This window comes from Catellatospora vulcania, assembly GCF_009720385.1.
In the GTDB taxonomy this organism is placed as follows: Bacteria; Actinomycetota; Actinomycetes; order Mycobacteriales; family Micromonosporaceae; genus Catellatospora; species Catellatospora vulcania.
The window spans coordinates 155,105-174,384 of sequence record NZ_ML769305.1; the positions used below are offsets into that span (position 1 = coordinate 155,105).

At 71.9% G+C, this 19,280-nt stretch carries 16 protein-coding genes; 3 read left to right on the forward strand and 13 right to left on the reverse strand.

Going from position 1 to position 19,280, the window contains the following annotated elements:
* Positions 1-102 precede the first annotated feature (102 nt).
* Entirely contained in the window at positions 103-2,355 is a 2,253-nt protein-coding gene (locus tag F6W97_RS12625) for an ATP-binding cassette domain-containing protein (protein WP_196279106.1), read from the forward strand.
* Between the two features lie 89 nt (positions 2,356-2,444).
* On the opposite strand, the gene F6W97_RS12630 is transcribed toward F6W97_RS12625, so the two are convergent.
* The 7 genes from F6W97_RS12630 to F6W97_RS12660 form a co-directional block, all read right to left on the reverse strand.
* Positions 2,445-2,894, reverse strand: coding sequence for a VOC family protein (locus F6W97_RS12630; protein ID WP_155370458.1), 450 nt, complete (start codon positions 2,892-2,894; stop codon positions 2,445-2,447).
* A 71-nt stretch (positions 2,895-2,965) separates the two neighbouring features.
* Entirely contained in the window at positions 2,966-3,397 is a 432-nt protein-coding gene (locus F6W97_RS12635) for a DUF4395 domain-containing protein (protein WP_155370459.1), read from the reverse strand.
* Positions 3,394-3,846 carry a TlpA family protein disulfide reductase gene (locus tag F6W97_RS12640; RefSeq protein ID WP_155370460.1) on the reverse strand — a complete coding sequence of 151 codons (453 nt, stop codon included), beginning with the start codon at positions 3,844-3,846 and terminating at the stop codon, positions 3,394-3,396. The genes F6W97_RS12635 and F6W97_RS12640 overlap by 4 nt, the downstream gene beginning before the upstream one ends.
* Positions 3,847-4,064: 218 nt before the next feature.
* Positions 4,065-6,113, reverse strand: a complete 2,049-nt coding sequence (locus F6W97_RS12645) for an MDR family MFS transporter (protein ID WP_155370461.1) — start codon at positions 6,111-6,113, stop codon at positions 4,065-4,067.
* 196 nt (positions 6,114-6,309) lie between these two features.
* Positions 6,310-7,887 carry a cellulose binding domain-containing protein gene (locus F6W97_RS12650; protein ID WP_155370462.1) on the reverse strand — a complete coding sequence of 526 codons (1,578 nt, stop codon included), beginning with the start codon at positions 7,885-7,887 and terminating at the stop codon, positions 6,310-6,312.
* A 201-nt stretch (positions 7,888-8,088) separates the two neighbouring features.
* Complete coding sequence (locus tag F6W97_RS12655) at positions 8,089-8,913, reverse strand: GDSL-type esterase/lipase family protein (RefSeq protein WP_155370463.1); 825 nt, start codon at positions 8,911-8,913, stop codon at positions 8,089-8,091.
* A 118-nt stretch (positions 8,914-9,031) separates the two neighbouring features.
* Positions 9,032-9,865 carry an SDR family oxidoreductase gene (locus F6W97_RS12660; protein WP_155370464.1) on the reverse strand — a complete coding sequence of 278 codons (834 nt, stop codon included), beginning with the start codon at positions 9,863-9,865 and terminating at the stop codon, positions 9,032-9,034.
* 325 nt (positions 9,866-10,190) lie between these two features.
* Here F6W97_RS12660 and F6W97_RS12665 point away from each other — a divergent pair, with 325 nt between their 5' ends.
* Positions 10,191-11,882, forward strand: coding sequence for a hypothetical protein (locus F6W97_RS12665; RefSeq protein WP_155370465.1), 1,692 nt, complete (start codon positions 10,191-10,193; stop codon positions 11,880-11,882).
* Between the two features lie 66 nt (positions 11,883-11,948).
* Here the strand turns inward: F6W97_RS12665 and F6W97_RS12670 are convergent, their stop codons facing one another.
* The 6 genes from F6W97_RS12670 to F6W97_RS12695 all read right to left on the reverse strand — a co-directional run bounded on the left by F6W97_RS12670 (position 11,949) and on the right by F6W97_RS12695 (position 16,319).
* Complete coding sequence (locus F6W97_RS12670) at positions 11,949-12,437, reverse strand: hypothetical protein (RefSeq protein WP_155370466.1); 489 nt, start codon at positions 12,435-12,437, stop codon at positions 11,949-11,951.
* A gap of 141 nt (positions 12,438-12,578) precedes the next feature.
* Complete coding sequence (locus F6W97_RS12675; RefSeq protein WP_155370467.1) at positions 12,579-12,776, reverse strand: hypothetical protein; 198 nt, start codon at positions 12,774-12,776, stop codon at positions 12,579-12,581.
* A 272-nt stretch (positions 12,777-13,048) separates the two neighbouring features.
* Complete coding sequence (locus F6W97_RS12680) at positions 13,049-14,059, reverse strand: golvesin C-terminal-like domain-containing protein (protein WP_155370468.1); 1,011 nt, start codon at positions 14,057-14,059, stop codon at positions 13,049-13,051.
* A 204-nt stretch (positions 14,060-14,263) separates the two neighbouring features.
* Positions 14,264-14,950 (reverse strand): tRNA (guanosine(46)-N7)-methyltransferase TrmB, encoded by a 687-nt coding sequence (gene trmB / locus F6W97_RS12685; protein WP_155370594.1) that lies wholly within the window; start codon positions 14,948-14,950, stop codon positions 14,264-14,266.
* Positions 14,951-15,085: 135 nt separating this feature from the next.
* On the reverse strand, positions 15,086-15,310 hold the full coding sequence (locus F6W97_RS12690; protein ID WP_155370469.1) for a TM2 domain-containing protein: 225 nt from the start codon (positions 15,308-15,310) through the stop codon (positions 15,086-15,088).
* A gap of 160 nt (positions 15,311-15,470) precedes the next feature.
* Complete coding sequence (locus F6W97_RS12695; protein WP_155370470.1) at positions 15,471-16,319, reverse strand: hypothetical protein; 849 nt, start codon at positions 16,317-16,319, stop codon at positions 15,471-15,473.
* 301 nt (positions 16,320-16,620) lie between these two features.
* Here F6W97_RS12695 and valS point away from each other — a divergent pair, with 301 nt between their 5' ends.
* A complete protein-coding gene (gene valS / locus F6W97_RS12700) occupies positions 16,621-19,128 on the forward strand; it encodes a valine--tRNA ligase (protein WP_155370471.1) in 2,508 nt (835 codons plus the stop codon).
* Positions 19,129-19,280: the final 152 nt, after the last annotated feature.

Here is a 19,280-nt window from a genome sequence, read left to right on the forward strand (position 1 = left end):
CGGACGCGCCAGGCCCGCCGTGGCTCGATCGGGTTCCCGACGGCGGCCGGATCCGACCGGATGGCGCTTGATCTGCACTGGTCTTGCCGCAAGGATGTGCGAGTGTCAACTGACCCCTCCACTTCCCGCACGCCTCGACGCCGCAAGAGCGCCGCCTCAGCGGTCGCCTCCGGACAGACGACCGCCGCCGACGGCTCGATCCGCACCCGGCTCGGGCGCGACGCCGACAACGACATCGTGCTGGCCGACCTGCAGGCCTCACGCCACCACGCCGAGATGCGCCGCCTCGGCGACGCGTTCAACATCGTCGACCTGGGCAGCCGCAACGGCACCTTCCTCAACGGACGCCAGGTGCAGAAGGCCACCCTCATGCACGCCGGCGACATCGTCTCGATCGGGCGGCACGAGCTGCTCTTCGACGGTGTACAGCTGCACGACCACGTCGACACCGGCCCCGCCTCGATCATCGCCGACGACCTGACGGTGCGCCTGGGCAACAAGGTGCTCATCGACGACGTCAGCTTCGCCCTGCCCGAGGGCAGCCTGCTCGCCCTGATCGGCCCCAGCGGCTGCGGCAAGTCCACGCTGCTCAAGGCGCTGACCGGGCTGCGTCCCGCGACCCAGGGCCGCCTCTGGTACGGCGGGCGCGACCTGTACGCCGACTACGCCCAGCTGCGCTACCGCATCGGCATGGTGCCCCAGGACGACGTGCTGCACAAGCAGCTCAAGGTGCGCACCGCGCTGCGCTTCGCGGCCGCCCTGCGCTTCGCCGACGACGTGCCGCGCAAGGTGCGCTGGGCGAAGGTCGACGAGGTCATGGACACCATGCGGCTCACCCCGCGCGCCAAGGCCCGCATCGACGTCCTGTCCGGCGGCCAGCGCAAGCGCGCCTCGGTGGCGATGGAGCTGCTCACCGAGCCGTCGCTGCTGTGCCTGGACGAGCCCACCTCGGGCCTGGACCCGGCGCTGGACAAGGAGGTGATGGGCGAGCTGCGGGAGCTGGCCGACAAGGGAAAGACCGTCGTCGTGGTCACCCACAGCGTGCTGCACCTCGACATCTGCGACCGGGTGCTGGTGATGTGCCTGGGCGGCACGATGGGCTACTTCGGCCCGCCGGACCAGCTGCTCGGCTTCTTCGGCGCGGAGGACTACGCCGACGTCTTCACGAAGATCACCGAAGAGCCGGAGCGGTGGACCCGGGCCTTCCGCAACTCCCCGCTGTACGCCCGCTACGTCAGCGCGGTCACCCCGACCAACCGCGCCGAGCCCGCCGTGCTGCCGGTGCCGCCCGCGCCGGCCGACGTGGTGTTCGACCCGGTCACGACCCAGCAGCCGCTGGTGCCGACGCAGCGCACCGACGAGCCCGACCTCACCGAGGCGATCGCGCCCTTGCCGGTGCCCGACGCCGCAGTCGACGACGCCGAACCCGCGTCGGTCAGCGTCGACGACGCCCTGGCCCGGGTACGTCCCAACGTGGCCGCGACCAAACCGGGCCGGGCCAACATCGACCGCAAGACGTGGGGGCTGTTCGCCCGCAACCCCAGCGCGCCCATCCGGCAGTACTTCACGCTGTGCATGCGAATGATCAACGTGATCCTGTCCGACCGGGGCTTCAGCGCGTTCCTGCTGGCCATGCCGCTGATCCTGGCGGTGCTCGCGTACACGGTGCCGGGTTCGGACGGCCTGGCCAAGCTTCCCCCGTTCAGCCTGCAGGCGCAGCAGCTCCTGGTGGTGCTGGTGACCGGCGCGGCCTTCCTGGGCACCGCCGCCTCGGTCCGGGAGATCGTCGCCGAAGCACCGATCTACGCCCGGGAACGGGCGGTCGGGGTGTCGGCGGCGGCATACCTGGCCTCGAAGCTGACGGTCTTCTTCATCATCAACACCGCTCAGGTGGCGCTGTTCGTCTACCTGACCCTGTTCGAGGGCCCGCCGACGAAGTCGCTGGTCATCCCGAGCCAGACCGCGGAGATCATCGTCGCCATGGTCGGGATCTCCCTGGTGTCCACGGTGTTCGGCCTGCTGGTCAGCGCGCTGGCCCGCACCACGGAGCAGACCACCCCGATCATGGTGGTCCTGGTGATGGCGCAGCTGGTGTTCTCCGGCGGCCTGTTCGTGCTGGCCGGACAGCAGATCATGGAGATCATCTCCTGGATCTTCCCGACCCGCTGGGGTTTCGGGGCGGCGGCGGCCACGGTCGACGTCGGCACGATGCTGCCCAAGAACTTCCAGGACCCGCTGTGGACGCACACCGCGGAGAACTGGATCAAGTGCATGGTCCTGCTCGGCGTGCAGATGGTGGTGCTGATCTTCCTGACCCGCCTGGCCCTGCGCCGCCACGAACCCGGCCGCTCCTGACCGCTACATGCACGGGCTCAAACCTGGTCGCACGTTAAGAAGGGCACCTTCTACAACGCCTAGCGTTAAGAAGGTGCCCTTCCTTCTGGTCAGTGGAGGCAGAACTCGTTGCCCTCCGGGTCCTGCATGACCTCGCCGTAGTGGTCGGCGCCCTCGGTGTGCAGGACACGCAGGCGGGTCGCGCCGGCGGCGATGAGACGTTCGGCCTCGGCTGCGACGCGCTCACGACGGACTTCGAGCGGCACGCTGCGGCCGCCGCTGACCGACAGGTCCAGGTGCAGGCGGTTCTTGCCCGCCTTCGGCTCCGGGACCTGCTGGAACCAGAAGCGCGGGCCGACGCCGTCCGGGTCCTCGACCGAGTCGAGGCCGTCGGCGCCCTCCAGCTCCTCCTCCGGGATGCCCTTGGTGAGCCAGTACGAGCGCCAGGTGGGGTGCCCGTCCGGCGGCTGCTGCGGCCGGTAGTGCAGCGCGAGCGCCCAGAACTCCACCAAGCGCCCCGGGTCCGCGCAGTCGATCGTCACCTGGATCCGTGTAGCCATCTGCCCACTCCTTCGTCGTGCCGGATCAACCACGCCGTTCTAACAGACGGGTCCGACGCGTACGGGTGGAATCAGGAGACGGGGACGCGGGCGGCCAGGGGGCGGCCGGTGAGGCGGCGGTACGCCAGGAACAGCTCGCAGCCCAGGCACAGCCCGAAGGCGGCGTTGAGGAATGCCGCCGCGAGCGCGAAGGACGCGGCGATCGCCCCGGTCAGCGGCGAGCCGAGCAGGTAGCCCAGGGTCGCCACGGCGGCGAAGACGAACCCGACCGCCTGCGCGAAGCGCACCGGGGCCAGCGGCTCCAGTTCGGCGGGCTTGCCCAGGCGCGGGGCGAGCAGGGTGCGGTAGATCAGCCCGTACGGGCCGAGGCGGGGCTGGGCCGCGGTCAGCGCGAACACCGCCGCCTGCGCCAGGGCCAGCAAGCCGGAGCCGGTGAGCAGCACGGCCACCATCACCACGGTGGTCACGGCCGCCGCGAACCGGGGGCCACGGGGGTCGGTCATGCCTTCTCCTCGGTCGGTTCGGCCGCGGCGGGCAGCAGCGGCGCGACGGCGGCGAGCACCTGGGCGCGGGTGGGCGCGCCCTGGGCCCGGCCCGCGATGCGCCCCTGCGCGTCGACGATCAGCACGGTGGGGGTCTTCCAGATGTCGAGGGCGCGCACGGCGTCCAGCCGGCTCTCCGCGTCGACCTCGACGTGGGCCACACCGGGCGTGTTGCGGGCGACCTCGGCGCAGACCACCCGGGTGGCGCGGCACGGGGCGCAGAACGCCGACGAGAACTGGAGCAGGGTGACCTCGCCCGGCGGCACGCCGAGGTCGGCCAGCACCGGAGACGCGGGTTCGGCGGAGGCGGGCACGGCGCGAACCCTACCCGTCCGGCGGCGGTGGACCAGGCCGTAGGCGGTGGCCGCGAGCAGCGCGACGCCCCCGACGAGCAGCCCGGTCGTGTCCATGGTCGCCAGCGTGACACGAGATCACCCGATCTGGCGATGATCATCCCGAGGGTCGGACGCGGTTCACACTTCTGCCACACCGAATTCACCCGCGCCGGGTCGGGCCCGCCCGGCTGCGGTGCCGGTCCGAGCCGCCCGGCTGCCCTCAGGACGGCGCCCTCGCACGGGACACCGCCTACGCCCAGTGGCGACGCGGCGATCCCGCAGGGGCACCGCGCCTACGCCCGGTGGCGACCGGGACCGGCCCGGCCGGGGGCCGCCGCGAGTTCCGGAACCGGCTCGGCCGGGGCGGGCGCGGCCTCGTCCTCGAACACGAGTTCGCGCCCTGCCTGCCGGACCGCCTGCTCGAACTCCTCGTCGGAGGTGTCGTGCCAGTCCGACAGCTCACCGGCCAGCCACTGCCGCCAGGCGGTCGCGATGCGGTCGTACTCGGCGGTGCCGCGCGGGGTCAGCTCGACCGCGCCGTCGACGGTGGCCAGGTAGCCGTCCTCGACGCAGCTGCGGAACGCGGGCCACAGCACCTGCGGCGGCACGTGGTAGTGCTCGGCGACGTCGGCCACCCGGGCCTGCCCGTAGTGCTCGTCGAACAGCACCACCCGGGACAGGCACCAGGCCAACCCGACGCCGCCGTCGACCCCGGCGGAGGCCAGCACGTGCGGTGCGACGGCGTTGCCCTTCTGCCGCCATACCGTGGCGACGGCCCGTTCCAGCTGCTCGGTGCGGTCCGGGGATTCGGGCATGCCGAAGCCCTCGCCGAGGTCCCGGGCCGCGGCGCGGGCCGTGTCGCGCAGCGGCACCTGCTTGAGGAACAGCGCGATGACGGCGGCCAGCAGGCCCACCGGCACCGCGGCCAGGAACACCGTCTGCAGCGCCTGCGTGTAGCCGCCGACCACCAGCAGCCTGATCGGGGCGGGCAGGCTGTGCACCCCGGCCGGGCTCTCCAGCCGGCGCGGGTCGAGCGCCCCCAGCAGCGGCCCGAACCGCTCCAGCTGCGCGTTCAGCGAGTGCGTGTACACGGTGCCGAACAGCGCCACCCCGAACGCGCTGCCCAGCGTGCGCAAAAATGTCACGCCGGAGGTGGCCACGCCCAGGTCGTGGTAGCTGACGGTGTTCTGCACGACGATGGTGAGCGTCTGCATGCTCATGCCCAGCCCGAGGCCGAGCACGAACAGGAACGCCGACTCGACCCACAGCGTGGTCAGCGCCGTCATCTGCGACAGCAGCCACATGCCCAATGCCGTTATCAGGCCGCCGGCGACCGGGAACCACTTGTAGCGGCCGGTGCGCCCGACGACCGTGCCGCTGGTGATCGACGTGATCAGCAGGCCGAACACCAGCGGCAGCATGCGCAGCCCGGACGCGGTCGCCGAGGCGCCCTGCACGTACTGCATGAACGTGGGCAGGAAGGTCAGCGCCCCGAACATGGAGAAGCCGACGATGAAGCTGAGCAGCCCGCAGATGGTGAACACCGGGTTGCGGAACAACCGCATCGGCAGCATCGGCTCCCGCGCCCGCAGCTCCACCACCACGAACAGCAGCAGCGCGACCAGGCCCCCGACACCCAGCCCGATGATCTCCGGGGACAGCCACGGGAACTCGGTGCCGCCCCAGCTGGTCATCAGGATCAAGCAGGTGGAGGCGACGGCGATCATGCCGATCCCGAGGTAGTCGATGATCGGGCGGGCGGCGGTGGGCAGCTTCGGCATGGTCGACGCGCAGATGAGCATGACCAGCAGGCCGAGCGGAATGTTGATGTAGAACGCCCACCGCCAGGACAGGTGGTCGGTGAACAGGCCGCCCAGCAGCGGGCCGAGCACCGTCACCACGCCGAAGACCCCGCCCAGCGCGCCCTGGTACTTGCCGCGCTCGCGCAGCGGGATGTAGTCGGCGATCAGGGCCATCGCGGTGACCAGGATGCCGCCCGCACCCGCCCCCTGCACACCGCGCCAGGCCACCAGCCAGGCCATGTTGTGGGCGAACCCGCAGAAGAACGAGGCCACGATGAAGACCGCGACACTGACCTGGAAGAGCAGTTTGCGCCCGAACAGGTCGCCCAGCTTACCGGCCAGCGCGGTCGCGATCGTCTCGGCCAGCAGGTACGCCGTCACCACCCAGGACAGGTGGGTGGCCCCGCCCAGATCCCCCACGATGGTCGGCAGCGCCGTCCCCACGATGGTCTGGTCCAGCGCCGCCAGCAGCAGCCCGAGCGCCACCGTCCCGAACACGGCGTTACGCCGCACCGAGCTCAGCTCGCCACTGCGATCCATCCCCCAACCCTAAATGCCGCCTTCCTCCCACAAGCCCCGTTCCTCCCGCTCCGCAACTCTTAAAGACCTGCTGCCTCGGCATACTCGCGAAGGCGCAGGTCTTTAAGAGTTGCGGCAGGGGTGGGGTGGGGCGAGGGCGCCCCGAGGGCCCGGCCCGCGCATCGGGGGATGGCCGCGGGCCGGGGGTTTGGGGGGGTTAGCGGGTGAAGCCGGCGGTGATGCGGGTGAACTCCCAGTCGGGCTGGGCGATGCCGCTGCAGGCGGCCTGGACGCCGCCGCCGGCGCAACCGCGGTCGCGGTTGACCGACCAGAACGCCAGGCGCGCGATGGCGTTGGCGTTGGCCCAGTCCTTGATCTGGGTCCAGGTCGCGGTGCTGGTCAGCTCCTGCTGGTCGGACAGGCCGTTCATGCCGGAGATGCCGACGTGGGCGTACGCCGTGGCGTCGCTCCAGCCGAACGCCGTCTTCAGCGCGTTCTTCAGGCCGACCGTCGCGTTGACCGTGTTCTGGTACATGTTCGCGCCGCCGCCGAAGTCGAACGGCATGATCGTGAAGATGTCGATGTTCGCGCCCGTCGCCGCCGCCTGGTTGATCAGGCGGGTGCCCCAGTAGCTCGGGCCGGTGGTAGAGGTGCCGAACGTCAGGATCGTCTTGATGCCGGGGTTGTTCTGCTTGACGATCTTCAGCGCGCCGAGGATGCGGTCCTGCACGACCTCGCTCTCGAACTCGTCGGTGTTCTCGATGTCGACGTCGATCGCCTTGAGGTTGTACGCGTTGATGACCTGCTGGTAGGCCCCGGCCAGCGCGGACGCCGACGAGCAGTTCGGGCCGAGCTTGTTGCCGCTCCAGCCGCCGATCGACGGCACGATCTCGCCGCCCGCGGCCCGGATCGCGTTGATGGTGGACTGGTCGGCCCCGCCGGTCAGCGGACGGCTGCCGTCCCAGGCCGGCGAGCAGCCGCCGCCGGACAGGATGAACGCCATGGTGAACCACTTGATGCCGGTGGCGCTCATGACCGTGGCGGGCGCGGGCGGGTTGCCCCAGCCGACGTAGTAGTACGGGGCCGCGCCCTTGAAGGTCGAGGCCGGGCAGCCGGTCGTGGTTCCGGTGACGGCGTTGCTGGCCACGGACTCGCCGCTGTTGTTGTACGCCTTCACGGTGTAGGTGTGCGACGTGCAGGCGCCCAGGCCGCTGTGCGTGGCGGAGGTGCCGGTGACGGTGGCGCGCACGGTGCTGCCCTCGTACACCCGGTAGCCGGTGACCGTGCCGGTCGACGCGCCCCAGCTCAGCGAGATGGCGGTGTTGGTGGCCGAGGTGACCGACGGGTTGCCCGGCTTACCCGGCACGCCCGCGGGCGGCGGCGAGGAGCTCGGCGGCGTGCCGCCGCCGCAGCTCGCGCCGTTGACGGTGCAGTTGGTGGGGTTGCCCGAGCCGGCGGCGTTGAAGCCGAAGCTGGTCGAGGCGCCCGCGGCGAGAGTGCCGTTCCAGCCCACGTTGTTCGCCGTCACGTGCTGGCCCGAAGTGGTCACCGCGGCGTCCCAGAACACGCCCATGGTGGTGCCGGCGGGCAGGTCGAACTGCACGTTCCAGCTGGTGATGGTCGACGAGGTGTTGTTGGTGACGACGAACTTGCCCTCGTAGCCGGTGCCCCAGCTGGAGACCTTGGTGAACGTCGCGGTCGCGGCGTGGGCCGGCGACGACGCGACGAGGGACAGTGCGCCGGCCAGCAGCGCCACGCCGAGCGTGGCGAGCCCGGCCCGCAGGGACCTTCTCATGAGGCGGTGGTCCTTTCGAGGTAGCGCGCGGCGGGCGACGGCTTCGAGGAGCACGTCGCCCGACGGCGAGCTGTGGGGACGGTCGGACGCTCATGAGCTTGGATGCCACATTAAGTTAAAGACGGTTAACAGTAAAGAGTGTTGTCGATTCTGGCACGCAAAGAAGGGCGCCCCGTTCATACGGGACGCCCTTCGCACAGCTCACCAGTTGTGGCCGGCGGCGTACGAGATCTGGGCCAGCACCGTCTGCCCGGCCGTGTTGGGGTGGAAGTAGTCCCAGGTGCTCACCTGCGACAGCGCGAACGGGTAGTTGAACACCGCGTTGTCGTCGAAGTCGCAGTTGGACCCGTACGCCGCGCACGCCTGCGCGAGCTGGGCGTTGAAGTCGACGACCCGCTGGCGCACCCGGTCGCGGCGGTCCACGTCGGCCTGGGCCGTCGAGGTCGGGTTGGCCAGCAGCGACTGGCAGATGCCGAACAACGACCAGGTGTTGCGGGCCGACGACGAGCCCTTGCCGACCTCCCACAGCCGTTTGACGTCCGGGATCGAGATCAGCGCGACCCGCGCGCCGGGCAGGCGGGTCTTGAGGGTGTTCAGCGCGGTGTCGATGGACGCCCGGAACGAGGCCACCGAGGTCATGCTCGACTCGGAGCCGGTGCAGGCGTCGTTGGCGCCGATCAGGATGGTCACGTAGTCGACGTTGCGGCCGGCCACGGTGTTGGCCTGGCCGGGCATGTCGGCGGCCTTCGCGCCGCTCTTCGCGTCGTTGTAGTTGCGACCGTTGATGGCCGTGTTCTTGGCCAGGATGCGGCGGTAGTGGCTGTTCACCGAGGCGTAGCTGCCGGTGCTGAACGAGCGGGCGGTGCAGTCGGAGTACCAGCCGCAGGCGTTGAAGCCTCGGGTGATCGAGTCACCCATGCTGGCCATCGAGTTGGGGATGGGACCTGCGGCTGCTGCCGGGTTCGCCGACAGGATGACCGCGGCCAGGGCAGCGGCGAGCGCGAGGGACGGACGCGCGAGACGCATGGGAGCCTGCCTTCCGGGGGGTACGGAAAACGCGGATAAGGGGGTACGAACCGCCGCGCGGGCACGCGGTTACCGAAGGGTAATGTCCGTGTGGCCTAGGTCACAAGACCCGGAATCCCTATTGGCCGTCCGCTTCGGACAGTCCCGCGTCCCGCTGGTACGCGGCCCGTGCCGCCCCGTCCCCCAGCGCCACCTGGTCCGGCACCAGTGCCCGGTAGGCCAGGTCCCGGCCGGACTGCGGCAGCAGCGCCAGCAGCCGGGTCAGCGGGCCGAGCCGTCCCGGCACGAAGACCTCGAACCTCGGTCGCCGGATCACCCGCTCCACCGCCGCGGCGACGGCCTCGGGGCGCAGCCGCGGCACGCCGCCGTGGCTGGTCCCGGCGGCCAGTGCCGTCTCCACCACCGTCGGCATCACCAGGCTGACCTGCACACCCGTGCCGCGCAGCTCCTGGCGGACCCCGGCGGCATAGCCGTACACCGCGTGCTTGGTCGCCGCGTAGGTGGCCTCGCCGGGCGGGCTGATCCGGCTCGCCGCCGAGGCGACGGTGACGATCTGGCCCCGGCCGCGGGCCCGCATGCGCGGCGCGGCGGCCAGGAACCCGTGCCGCACCCCGTGCACGTTGACGTCGAACTGCCGCCGCGCGGCCTGCTCCGGCTCCTCGGCGAACGGGCCGACCCACATCAGGCCCGCGTTGTTCACCAGCACGTCCACCGGCCCGAACGCCGCCTCCGCCAGGTCCAGGAACGCGTCCATGCTCGCCCGGTCGGTGACGTCCAGCTCGACCGCCAGCGTGCCGGGCAGCGCCGCGGCGGCCTCCGTCAGCGCGGGCAGGTCACGGTCGCCGAGCACGACGTTCGCACCGGCCCCGGCCAGCCGCGCGGCCACCGCTGCGCCGATCCCCCGGGCCGCGCCGGTAACCGCCACCGTCAGCCCCGCGACGTCCCGCCCCATCCCGCACCCCGATCACCGCTCCCGCACGCGCGGGTGGCACACCCTAACGCCGCACGAGCCCCGCTCGCCTCCCCCACCCGACCGCCCCTGCCCGCACACGCCCCCCGCCGCACCCCGCCCGCCCCGCTCGCCCCCGGCGGGGCGCGGAGCACACCTTGATCACTCGACTTGCCTGGCACATGGGCGAATGCGGGATCAAGATACGCACAGGTGCCCGGCAACTCGGATGACCTTGGGGGCCCGCGGGGGCGCGGGTGACCGGCCGGGCAGAGGTGTTGACCTTCAGGGCTTCACAGATCGTGTGGTAGCGGGCACGATGAGTCCCATGCCTGAGGGGGGACGGCTGGCGCGTGCCCGCGAGCTGGTGAGCCGGCTCGACTTCCCGGCTGCCCAGCAACTGCTGCGCGACCAGCTCGCGCTCGCCCACCAGGATCCGCGGCACGCCGACGCGGCCGAGGCGGACACCGCCGCGCTGTACGCGGGTGTGCTGCTGCACCTGGGCGAGCCGCACGCGGCGCGCAGCTGGGCGGCGTACGCCCACGCCGCCGCGCAGGCCCTGCACGGCGACCTGGACCGGCGCACCCTGCACGCGCTCGGCGTGCTGGCCGTCTGCATGCACCGCACCGGCGCGCTGGACCGCGCCGCGGACCTCTACCGGGACCTGATCCGCGACCTGTCCGTCGCCGACGGGCCCGACGCCGACCGCACCCTGTCCGCCCGCGCCGACGCGGCGGTGGTGGAGCACGCCCGCGGCAGCTGCGCCGACGGCCGCCGCCAGCTGGCCGAAGTGCTGACGGCGCACGTGTCCCGGCACGGCCCGGGGCACCCGGTGAACCTGCGCATGACCATCCGGCTGGCCGGCATGTGGCGCGACTGCGGCGACTTCGACCAGGCACACGACCTGCTGGCCAGGGCGCGCGAGCAGGCCGGCGCGCTGCCCGCCGACGACGACGTGCACCGGCTGCTGCAGGCGGCGGTGCGGGCGAGAGCGCAGACCGATCACCGCTGCGGCACAGCCCCGTCCGAGGACGAGGCCGGGCGGGCGGAGGATCCGGGGCCGGGCGTGCTGCCGGTGCTGATCCCGCACGCCGAAGACCTGATCCCGGGCCCGCACCAGGCTGTGCCGCGCAGCGCGGGACCGGACGAATGGCCGGACGACGAGATCTTCGAACGCTACGACGACCCGGCCCGGCAGGCACGCGCCCGGCGCTCCGGCCCGACGGGTCCGGCCGGCCCGACAGGTCCGTCCGGCCCGGCCGCCGCGCCGTCACGTCGCCGGGATCACGCCGACAGCGCCGACAGCGGCCTCGACGACCTGCTGGGTTACGGCGACCCCGACCAGGAGTCCGACCCGACCGCCTTCGGCACGCCCGCGCGGGAGACCGGCCCGAGCGCCCGCGACCGCTCAGCGGCCGCCCCGGAACACACCGGTCGCGGGGAGTCGATCCCCGCGAGGTATCTCGCGCCCGGCCGGCCCTACGTGCCCGTCGACCCGGCGTACCCGATCGCCACGACACCGCCGCCAGGGCTGCTCGTGCCGCACCGCGACGCTCCGCCCGCACCGCCGCGGCGGCGGCTCGGCGGCGGGGCCGCCGCGCTGGCCGTGGTCGCGGCCGTGGTCGCGATCGTGGCGCTGGTGGGCACGTTCATCCTGGCCGCCGACCGCGGCAAGGGTGAGGCGACGCCGTCGCCCGCCGCGAGCCCGAGCGGACCGGCCCCGTCGGCGCCGCCGCCGGTGACCGGGCTGGCCGTCGCCGACCTGGGCACCCGCCTGCGCATCAGCTGGTCCTACCCCGATGGCGCGACCGCGGCGGTGGTGCTGTCGGCCGCGCCCGCCGGGCAGCCGATGCGCGCGCTGCAGTCGCTGCCCGCCGGGACCGAGACGGTCACCCTGCCCGGCTTCGACAAGGACAAGGACTACTGCGTCACGGTCACGCTGGCGTACAGCGCCGACGTGACCGTGATGGCGCCCCCGGTGTGCACCGATCGGCGGCGGTCCCCCGCGGCCCGCCCCTGATCACCGCGGGTGGGCAGTCGCCGGCGGTTCGCCGTCCAGGCGGATCGCCGGGACGAGCCACCGGAGTCACCGCACCGAGCGGGCCGCCGCGGTGGCGGCCAGCTCCCGCAGCCAGAGGCTCTCCCGCTTGCGCCGCTCCATGGTGGCCAGCACCGCGGGCGGCAGCGGGGCGTGCCGCAGGTGCAGCGCGACCAGCTTGGCCAGTGTCATCACCGGTATGTCGTAAGAGCTGTCCTCGGCGAACGTCAGCAGCTCGGCGACCAGGTCCGGGGGCAGTTCGCCGGGCAGCAGCGGGCACAGCGCCCCGATCACGCTGTCGACGTGCCAGCCGCGGTCGTCGCGCCGATGCCGCAGCAGCGCCTGCAGCAGCGCTGTCAGCTGTGCCGCGGGCAGCCCGGCGGCCAGATCCAGCAGCGGCCGCATGCCGTCCACCCCCGCCGCGCCCCCCGAGCGCCGCAGCGCGACCAGCGCCGACGCGGCCTCGTCGAACTCGCCACCACCGGTCAGGCGCTCGACCCGGTCGAGCAGTTCGGTGTACGTCACCAGGCCGGACATCCGCCACCCGCCCCGGCGACACGGTCCACAATGGTCTGCATCGTCATGCCGCGGGAGTGTAGGCATGACCACCGACAAAGAAGATCCGCCGACCCCGGGACCGCTGGTGCGGCCGGGTTCGGCGGATCGTGGTGACGGCGTTCAGCCGGCGCGGCGGTTGGCCCACAGCCGCGGGCCGTGGCCCTGGCTCGACTTGGGCGTGACCGCCTGCTTGCCGTACGCCTGCTGCTGGGTCTTCTTGCCCTTGGCCCGGCGCTCGGCGCGGTTCATGGGCTGCTGCTCGACCTCTTCCGCGGTCTCGTCCGCGGCGGGGGTCTCCGAGCTGTGATCTTCACGCATGAATGTCTCCTACGGATGCGGGCACGCCGACGCCTGCCGGAACGGGCAGGGGCGTGGGGAAAGACGGATCAGACGGCGCGGGCCCGTGGGCCGGCGCGGCACGCTCGCCGCGCCGGAATGCCGGCACGGGCGTGGGATCACGCTCAGCTGTACATGCGCAGGAGCCTAGCAGGCCGCACGATGATCCGCACCCGCGCAACGGGGCGTGCGCGCTTGCGGCTCCGCCCGTGCCACCTCGGCGGCACGGGCGGAGCTGCGGTCCGCGGCGCGGATCAGACGCGGGTGAGCTTCACCGCGTCGGCGATGACGTAGCCGGCTCCGCCGCTCCAGCGGCTGACCCCGACGGCGTTGTAGTCACCGGCGGCGAGGCTGAAGGTGCCCAGGTTCACCCAGGCGCCGCCGCCGCTCTGCTGGTTGACCTGCACCGTCTGGTTGCCGCCGGTCGTCGCGATGACGTACGGCGTGGTCGTGTTGTAGCCGGCGACGGCCGGATACCAGACCTCGACCCGGTAGCTGGCGGTCGCCGGGATGTTGAACTTGTACCAGGCGGCGTCCGAGACGGCCGCCGGGTTGGCGTACCGGTAGTCCGCCCCGTAGCGCTGCGCCGAGTACGACGAGGTGCCCCAGTTGGCCGAGGCGGTGAACCGGCCCGCGGTGGTGTTGTCCACGGTCGACGTCCACGACGGCGGCGGCGTCGTGCCGTTGACCAGCTGCATGAAGTACGACCAGTTCCAGCGGTTGCCCGGGTCGGTGTGGGTCGCGCCGGGGACCTCGTTGTGCCCGATGATGTGGGCGCGGTCGCGCGGGATGCCGTACTTGCTGGTCACGCTGCGCACGATGGCCGCCGAGGCCTGGTACATGGCCTCGGTGTACCAGCCGTCCTGCTCCACGTAGCCCTCGTGCTCGATGCCGATGGACTGCGTGTTGTAGGTCCAGTTGCCGGCGTGCCAGGCCACGTCGGCCTCGCGCACCATCTGCGTCACCGCCCCGCCCTTGGACACCACATAGTGGGCGCTGACCTGCGCGGCCGGGTTCTGGAACCAGTTGATGGCGCTGGTGTAGGAGCCCTGGACGGTGTGGATGACCACGTAGTTGATGTTGTAGTCGGACTCGCGGCTGGCGTTGGTGTAGTTGCTGGTGCTCGCGGGCACCCAGGCCGCCGGGCCGTAGTCGGTGCTCGCCTGCGCGGCGGTGGGCACGGACAGCAGCGCGCCGAGGGTCAGCGCGACGCCGCCCGCGAACGCCGTCGCACGGCGCAGCAGAGGTGTGGCGGTAGCCACCATTCGAGGCCTCCCAGGGGAAGAGGATCTGGTGGCCAAACATTAATGAAGATACATAGATCCCGTCGATAACCTACAAGTAACAACTCAACGACGAAACTAACCTCCGGCCGTCGCCCACCCCAACCCGGCCGCAACTCTTAAAGACTTGCGGCCACCGCGCGTGTCGGTGGCCGCAAGTCTTTAAGAGTTGTCGCAGGTGAAGGGTCAGGAGGTGCGGCGGTAGAGGAGGTCGAAGATCTGGCGGCCGGCGGCTATGCCGCGGCGCTCGAACTTGGTGACGGGGCGGTGTTCGGGGCGGGGGGCGAAGCCGTCGTGCAGGTTGGCCAGGCCGTCGGTGGCGTCGAGGACCTCGGCCATCTGCTCGGCGTAGTCGGCCCAGTCGGTGGCGCAGTGCAGCACGCCGCCGACGGCCAGCCGCGAGCGCAGCAGCGCCACGTTGTCCGGCTGGATCAGCCGCCGCTTGTGGTGCTTCAGCTTGGGCCACGGGTCGGGGAAGTACACATGGACCGCGGCCAGGCTGTCCGGCGCGAGCATGTGCCGCAGCAGGTGCAGCGCGTCACCCTGGGCGACCCGCACGTTGGCCAGCCCGCGCTCCTCGACGACGGCCAGCAGGTTGCCCAGGCCGGGCGGGAACACCTCGACGGCCAGGTAGTCGCGGCCCGGGTCGGCGGCGGCCATGGCGACGGTGGCGTCGCCCATCCCGGAGCCGATCTCCAGCACCAGCGGGGCCCGGCGGCCGAACAGCGCCGCGGTGTCCAGCGGCAGATCCGTGGGCGGCTCGGTCGGGTGGGCGATGTCGACACCGTAGGCGGGCCACAGCCTGGTCAGCGCGTCCTCGTGCCGCCCGCTCACCCGCCCGCGGCGGGGATAGAACGTGGTGATGCGCGTCATGTGGCGCTCGCCGTCGAGGGCTCCGGCCAGGTCAGAGGTGGTCACAAGACAGTCAGGATACAGCGGCGGCCCCCCGTGCCGTCGGGCACGAGGGGCCGCCGCTCGCCCGCGTCACCGCGCGGGCGGGGAATCAGCTCACTTGGCGAGCGCCTGGCCCTGCTTGTCGGAGAACTTGCCGATGATGATCATGATGAAGTCGATCAGCACCCACAGGCCCAGGCCGCCGAACGTGATCAGCATCAGGATGCCCGTGCCGATCTTGCCGACGTAGAAGCGGTGCACGCCCAGGGCGCCGAGGAAGAAGCAGAGCAGCAGGGTGACGAGCCAGGACTTGCTGGTCGTCGCCGTCGTCGTGGTCACAGAAGTGTCCTTCGTGTCAGGGTGGGCCGATCGCCGAGCCGCGATCAGCGAAAACGGACCGTAACAACCGCCCCATCAGGACACAACGACCACATGGTCGACCTATGGATCATCCGCGCGGGGAGCGCGGTCCCCACCGTTAGGGCAACGCCGCAGGTCATCAGCACACACGCTGCAGCGGCACCCGGGCGACGGACCGGGCCGAGGCGGGCAGCCGGTTGACGCTGCCGCCCTTGGACCAGAAGTCCGGGGCGTCGGTCTGCGCGCGCAGCGCCTTGTCGTCGGCTTCGGACAGCACGACCACCTCCAGCACGCGTACGCCCATCCTGGTGTCGGCGGTGACGCCCTTGCGCCCGATCGGCAGGCCCCAGGCGATCCAGTAGTCGCCGTCCCGGACGATCTCGCCGACGTAGGGGAAGTGCGTGGTGGTCCCGCCGCCGGTCACGAACAGCCGCAGTCGGCCGGTCTCGTACTCCGCGCGCCACAGGCCCCGGGCGTTGACCGCGTAGCCGACGTCGACGGGCGGGACCGCGTCGTGCAGGGTGTCGACGTCGATGTCGAGCGCGTCGCAGGCGGCCTTGTCCAGGATCGGCCGCACCACCGCACTGGCCGACGGCGTCGTCGACGGTGTGGCCGACACCGGGATCGACGGCGGCGTGGTGGTGTCGCCGGACGGCTTGCCGCCCTGCGCCGTCGGCCATACGGCGGCGACGACGGGCGGGCCCACGGTGGTCACGACCGCGGCGAGCACCGCGGCCGCCGCGCCGAGCCAGGCGACCCGCAGCGCGGTACGGCGGTCGGCGTCCGGGTCAGCCTGCTGCGGCACGCGGCGGCGGCCGGCGCGGGCAGTCCACAGGTGGCCGACCACCACGGCCAGCGAGCCGATGAGGACCACGGCGACGATGCCGGGGATGCCCAACGCCTGGAAACCGAAGTACGCCGCGCAGACGGCGACGAGCGCGATCCCGACATAAGGGATGACCGGGCGCGAGGAGACAGGATTCGTCACCTGGCCACTATCCAAAGCGATGGTCACTGAACGCAATCATCCGATTCACTGCAGTGATGAAGACCGTTCAGTGGCGTGCCCGCGCTCAGCGGATGCGCCCGCGGTGTCCGACCGGCTACCATCATCGGCAACCGAACGATGCCGGAGGAGGAGCCATGACCCACACGCTCTTCGCATCGTTCGTCGTACGCGTAGCCGACTCGGGCCGCGCGTAGTCTCTTCGATCGCCGCGCCCCAGGGCGCGCGGTGGTCACCCAACCTCTCTCGCGTTCGGGACGCTCTTCCCCACCGAGGTGAGGTCATGAACCTTCCGGACAAGCCGACCATCGACGGTCTGCCCGACAAGTGGGCACAGCGCTGGGAATCCGAGCGCGTGTACCGCTTCGACCGTGCCGCGCCGCGTGAGCGCGTGTTCGCCATCGACACCCCGCCCCCGACCGCCAGCGGCGAGCTGCACGTGGGACATGTGTTCTCGTACACCCAGACCGACGTCATCGCGCGTTACCAGCGCATGCGCGGCAAGGCGGTGTTCTACCCGATGGGCTGGGACGACAACGGCCTGCCCACCGAACGCCGGGTGCAGCAGTTCTTCGGCGTGCGCTGCGACCCGTCGCTGCCGTACGACCCGGGGTTCGACCCACCGGAGAAACCGGGCAGGAACCAGGTGCCGGTGTCGCGGCGCAACTTCATCGAGCTGTGCGAGCGGCTCACGGCCCGGGACGAGGAGGCGTTCGAGCAGGTGTGGCGGCTGGTGGGCCTGTCCGTGGACTGGTCACTGCTCTACACCACGATCGGCGCCCGGGCACGGGCCGTGTCCCAGCGGGCCTTCCTGCGCGCGCTGGACCGCGGGGACGCCTATCCGGCGCAGGCCCCGACGCTGTGGGACACCACCTTCCGCACCGCGGTGGCACAGGCCGAACTGGAGGACCGCGACCGACCGGGGGCGTACCACCGGCTGACCTTCCACCCCGACGCGGCCGGAACCGGGCCGATCACCGTGGCGACGACGCGGCCGGAACTGCTGCCCGCCTGCGTGGCTCTGGTGGCGCACCCGGACGACGAGCGCTACCGGCCGCTGTTCGGCGCCACGGTGCGCTCGCCGCTGTTCGGCGCACGGGTGCCGGTGCTCGCGCACCGGCTGGCCGACCCGGCCAAGGGCACCGGCATCGCGATGGTGTGCACCTTCGGCGACACCACCGACGTGATCTGGTGGCGCGAGCTGGACCTGCCCACCCGGCCCGTGCTCGGCTTCGACGGCCGGTTCCTGGCCGACGCCCCCGACGGGCTGTCCTCCGACGGCCGGGCGGCGTACGCGTCGCTGGCCGGGACGACCGTGCACACCGGACGGGAGCGGATCACCGCGCTGCTGCGCGAGCGCGGCGAACTGCTCGGCGCGCCGGAGCCGATCACGCACCCGGTGAAGTTCTACGAGCGCGGCGACAAACCGCTGGAGATCGTGTCCACCCGGCAGTGGTACATCCGCAACGGCGGGCGCGACGACGCGCTACGCGACCGGCTGCGCGAGCGCGGCCAGGAGCTGACCTGGCAGCCCCCGCACATGCGCACCCGGTACGAGCACTGGGTGAACGGGCTGGCCGGGGACTGGCTGATCAGCCGCCAGCGCTTCTTCGGCGTGCCGATCCCGGTGTGGTACCCGCTGGACGCCGAGGGTCTGCCCGAGCACGACAAGCCGATCACGCCCGCCGAGCAAGCGCTGCCGATCGACCCCAGCTCGGACACCCCGCCCGGGTACACCGAGGATCAGCGCGGCCGCCCCGGCGGTTTCACGGCCGACCCCGACGTGATGGACACCTGGGCCACCTCGTCGCTGACGCCGCAGATCGCGGGCGGCTGGGGCTTCGACGACGACCTGTTCGCCCGGGTGTTCCCGATGGACCTTCGCCCGCAGTCGCACGAGATCATCCGCACCTGGCTGTTCGCCACGGTGCTGCGCGGCCACACCGAACACGACACGCTGCCCTGGCGCACCGCGTCGATCGCGGGCTGGATCCTCGACCCGGACCGCAAGAAGATGTCGAAGTCGGTGGGCAACGTGGTGACCCCGCTGGGCCTGCTCGCCGAGCACGGTTCGGACGCGGTGCGCTACTGGGCCGCGGCGGCCCGGCCCGGCGCCGACACTGCCTTCGACACCGGCCAGATGCGGGTCGGCCGGCGGCTCGCCATGAAGATCCTCAACGCGACGCGCTTCGTGCTCGGCCTCGGCGACCCCGCCCCCGACGCCACGATCACCGAGCCGCTCGACCGGGCCCTGCTGGCCGCGCTCCAGCCGGTGCTCACCGAGGCGACCGCCGCACTGGACGCCTACGACGCCAGCCGGGCCCTGGACGCCGCCGAGCGTTTCTTCTGGCTGTTCTGCGACGACTACCTGGAGCTGGTGAAGGTGCGCGCGTACGGCCAGCACGGGCCGGCCGCCGCGGACTCGGCCCGGCTCGCCCTGCGCACCGCGCTGTCGGCGCTGCTGCGCCTGCTCGCCCCGGTGCTCCCGTTCGTGACCGAGGAAGCCTGGTCGTGGTGGCAGCCCGGCTCGATCCACCAAGCCGCCTGGCCCACGCTCGCCGAACTGGACGGCCTCGCGGGCGACCCGGCCCCGCTCGCCGCCGCTACAGCCGCGATCGAGGCGGTGCGCCGGGCGAAGTCCGAGGCCAAGGTGTCCATGCGCACACCCCTGCGCGCCCTGACCGTCCCCGAGGACGACGCCTTCTCCCTCATCGAGCGGGACGTCCGCGACGCCGGGGTGATCGACTCCATCACCCGCCACGCGTCCCCCGCCTACCTCGCCCGCCTCTGAGCCGAAGGAAGGGCACCTTCACATCGCTATACGTAGTGGAAGGCGCCCTTCTTAACGATGGTCGCGGAAGCGCAGCGGCGAAGATCGCTGTTTGCGGTCAGAAAGTGAGGTCCGGCCTTACTTTATGACCGCAAACAGCGATCTTCCGCCAT

Coding starts and splice junctions, on each gene's coding strand:
- F6W97_RS12630 (WP_155370458.1), bottom strand. CDS start 2,894: ATGGCTACACGGATCCAGGTGACGATCGACTGCGCGGACCCGGGGCGC.
- F6W97_RS12635 (WP_155370459.1), bottom strand. CDS start 3,397: ATGACCGACCCCCGTGGCCCCCGGTTCGCGGCGGCCGTGACCACCGTG.
- F6W97_RS12640 (WP_155370460.1), bottom strand. CDS start 3,846: ATGGACACGACCGGGCTGCTCGTCGGGGGCGTCGCGCTGCTCGCGGCC.
- F6W97_RS12645 (WP_155370461.1), bottom strand. CDS start 6,113: ATGGATCGCAGTGGCGAGCTGAGCTCGGTGCGGCGTAACGCCGTGTTC.
- F6W97_RS12650 (WP_155370462.1), bottom strand. CDS start 7,887: ATGAGAAGGTCCCTGCGGGCCGGGCTCGCCACGCTCGGCGTGGCGCTG.
- F6W97_RS12655 (WP_155370463.1), bottom strand. CDS start 8,913: ATGCGTCTCGCGCGTCCGTCCCTCGCGCTCGCCGCTGCCCTGGCCGCG.
- F6W97_RS12660 (WP_155370464.1), bottom strand. CDS start 9,865: ATGGGGCGGGACGTCGCGGGGCTGACGGTGGCGGTTACCGGCGCGGCC.
- F6W97_RS12665 (WP_155370465.1), top strand. CDS start 10,191: ATGCCTGAGGGGGGACGGCTGGCGCGTGCCCGCGAGCTGGTGAGCCGG.
- F6W97_RS12670 (WP_155370466.1), bottom strand. CDS start 12,437: ATGTCCGGCCTGGTGACGTACACCGAACTGCTCGACCGGGTCGAGCGC.
- F6W97_RS12675 (WP_155370467.1), bottom strand. CDS start 12,776: ATGCGTGAAGATCACAGCTCGGAGACCCCCGCCGCGGACGAGACCGCG.
- F6W97_RS12680 (WP_155370468.1), bottom strand. CDS start 14,059: ATGGTGGCTACCGCCACACCTCTGCTGCGCCGTGCGACGGCGTTCGCG.
- trmB (WP_155370594.1), bottom strand. CDS start 14,950: ATGACGCGCATCACCACGTTCTATCCCCGCCGCGGGCGGGTGAGCGGG.
- valS (WP_155370471.1), top strand. CDS start 16,621: ATGAACCTTCCGGACAAGCCGACCATCGACGGTCTGCCCGACAAGTGG.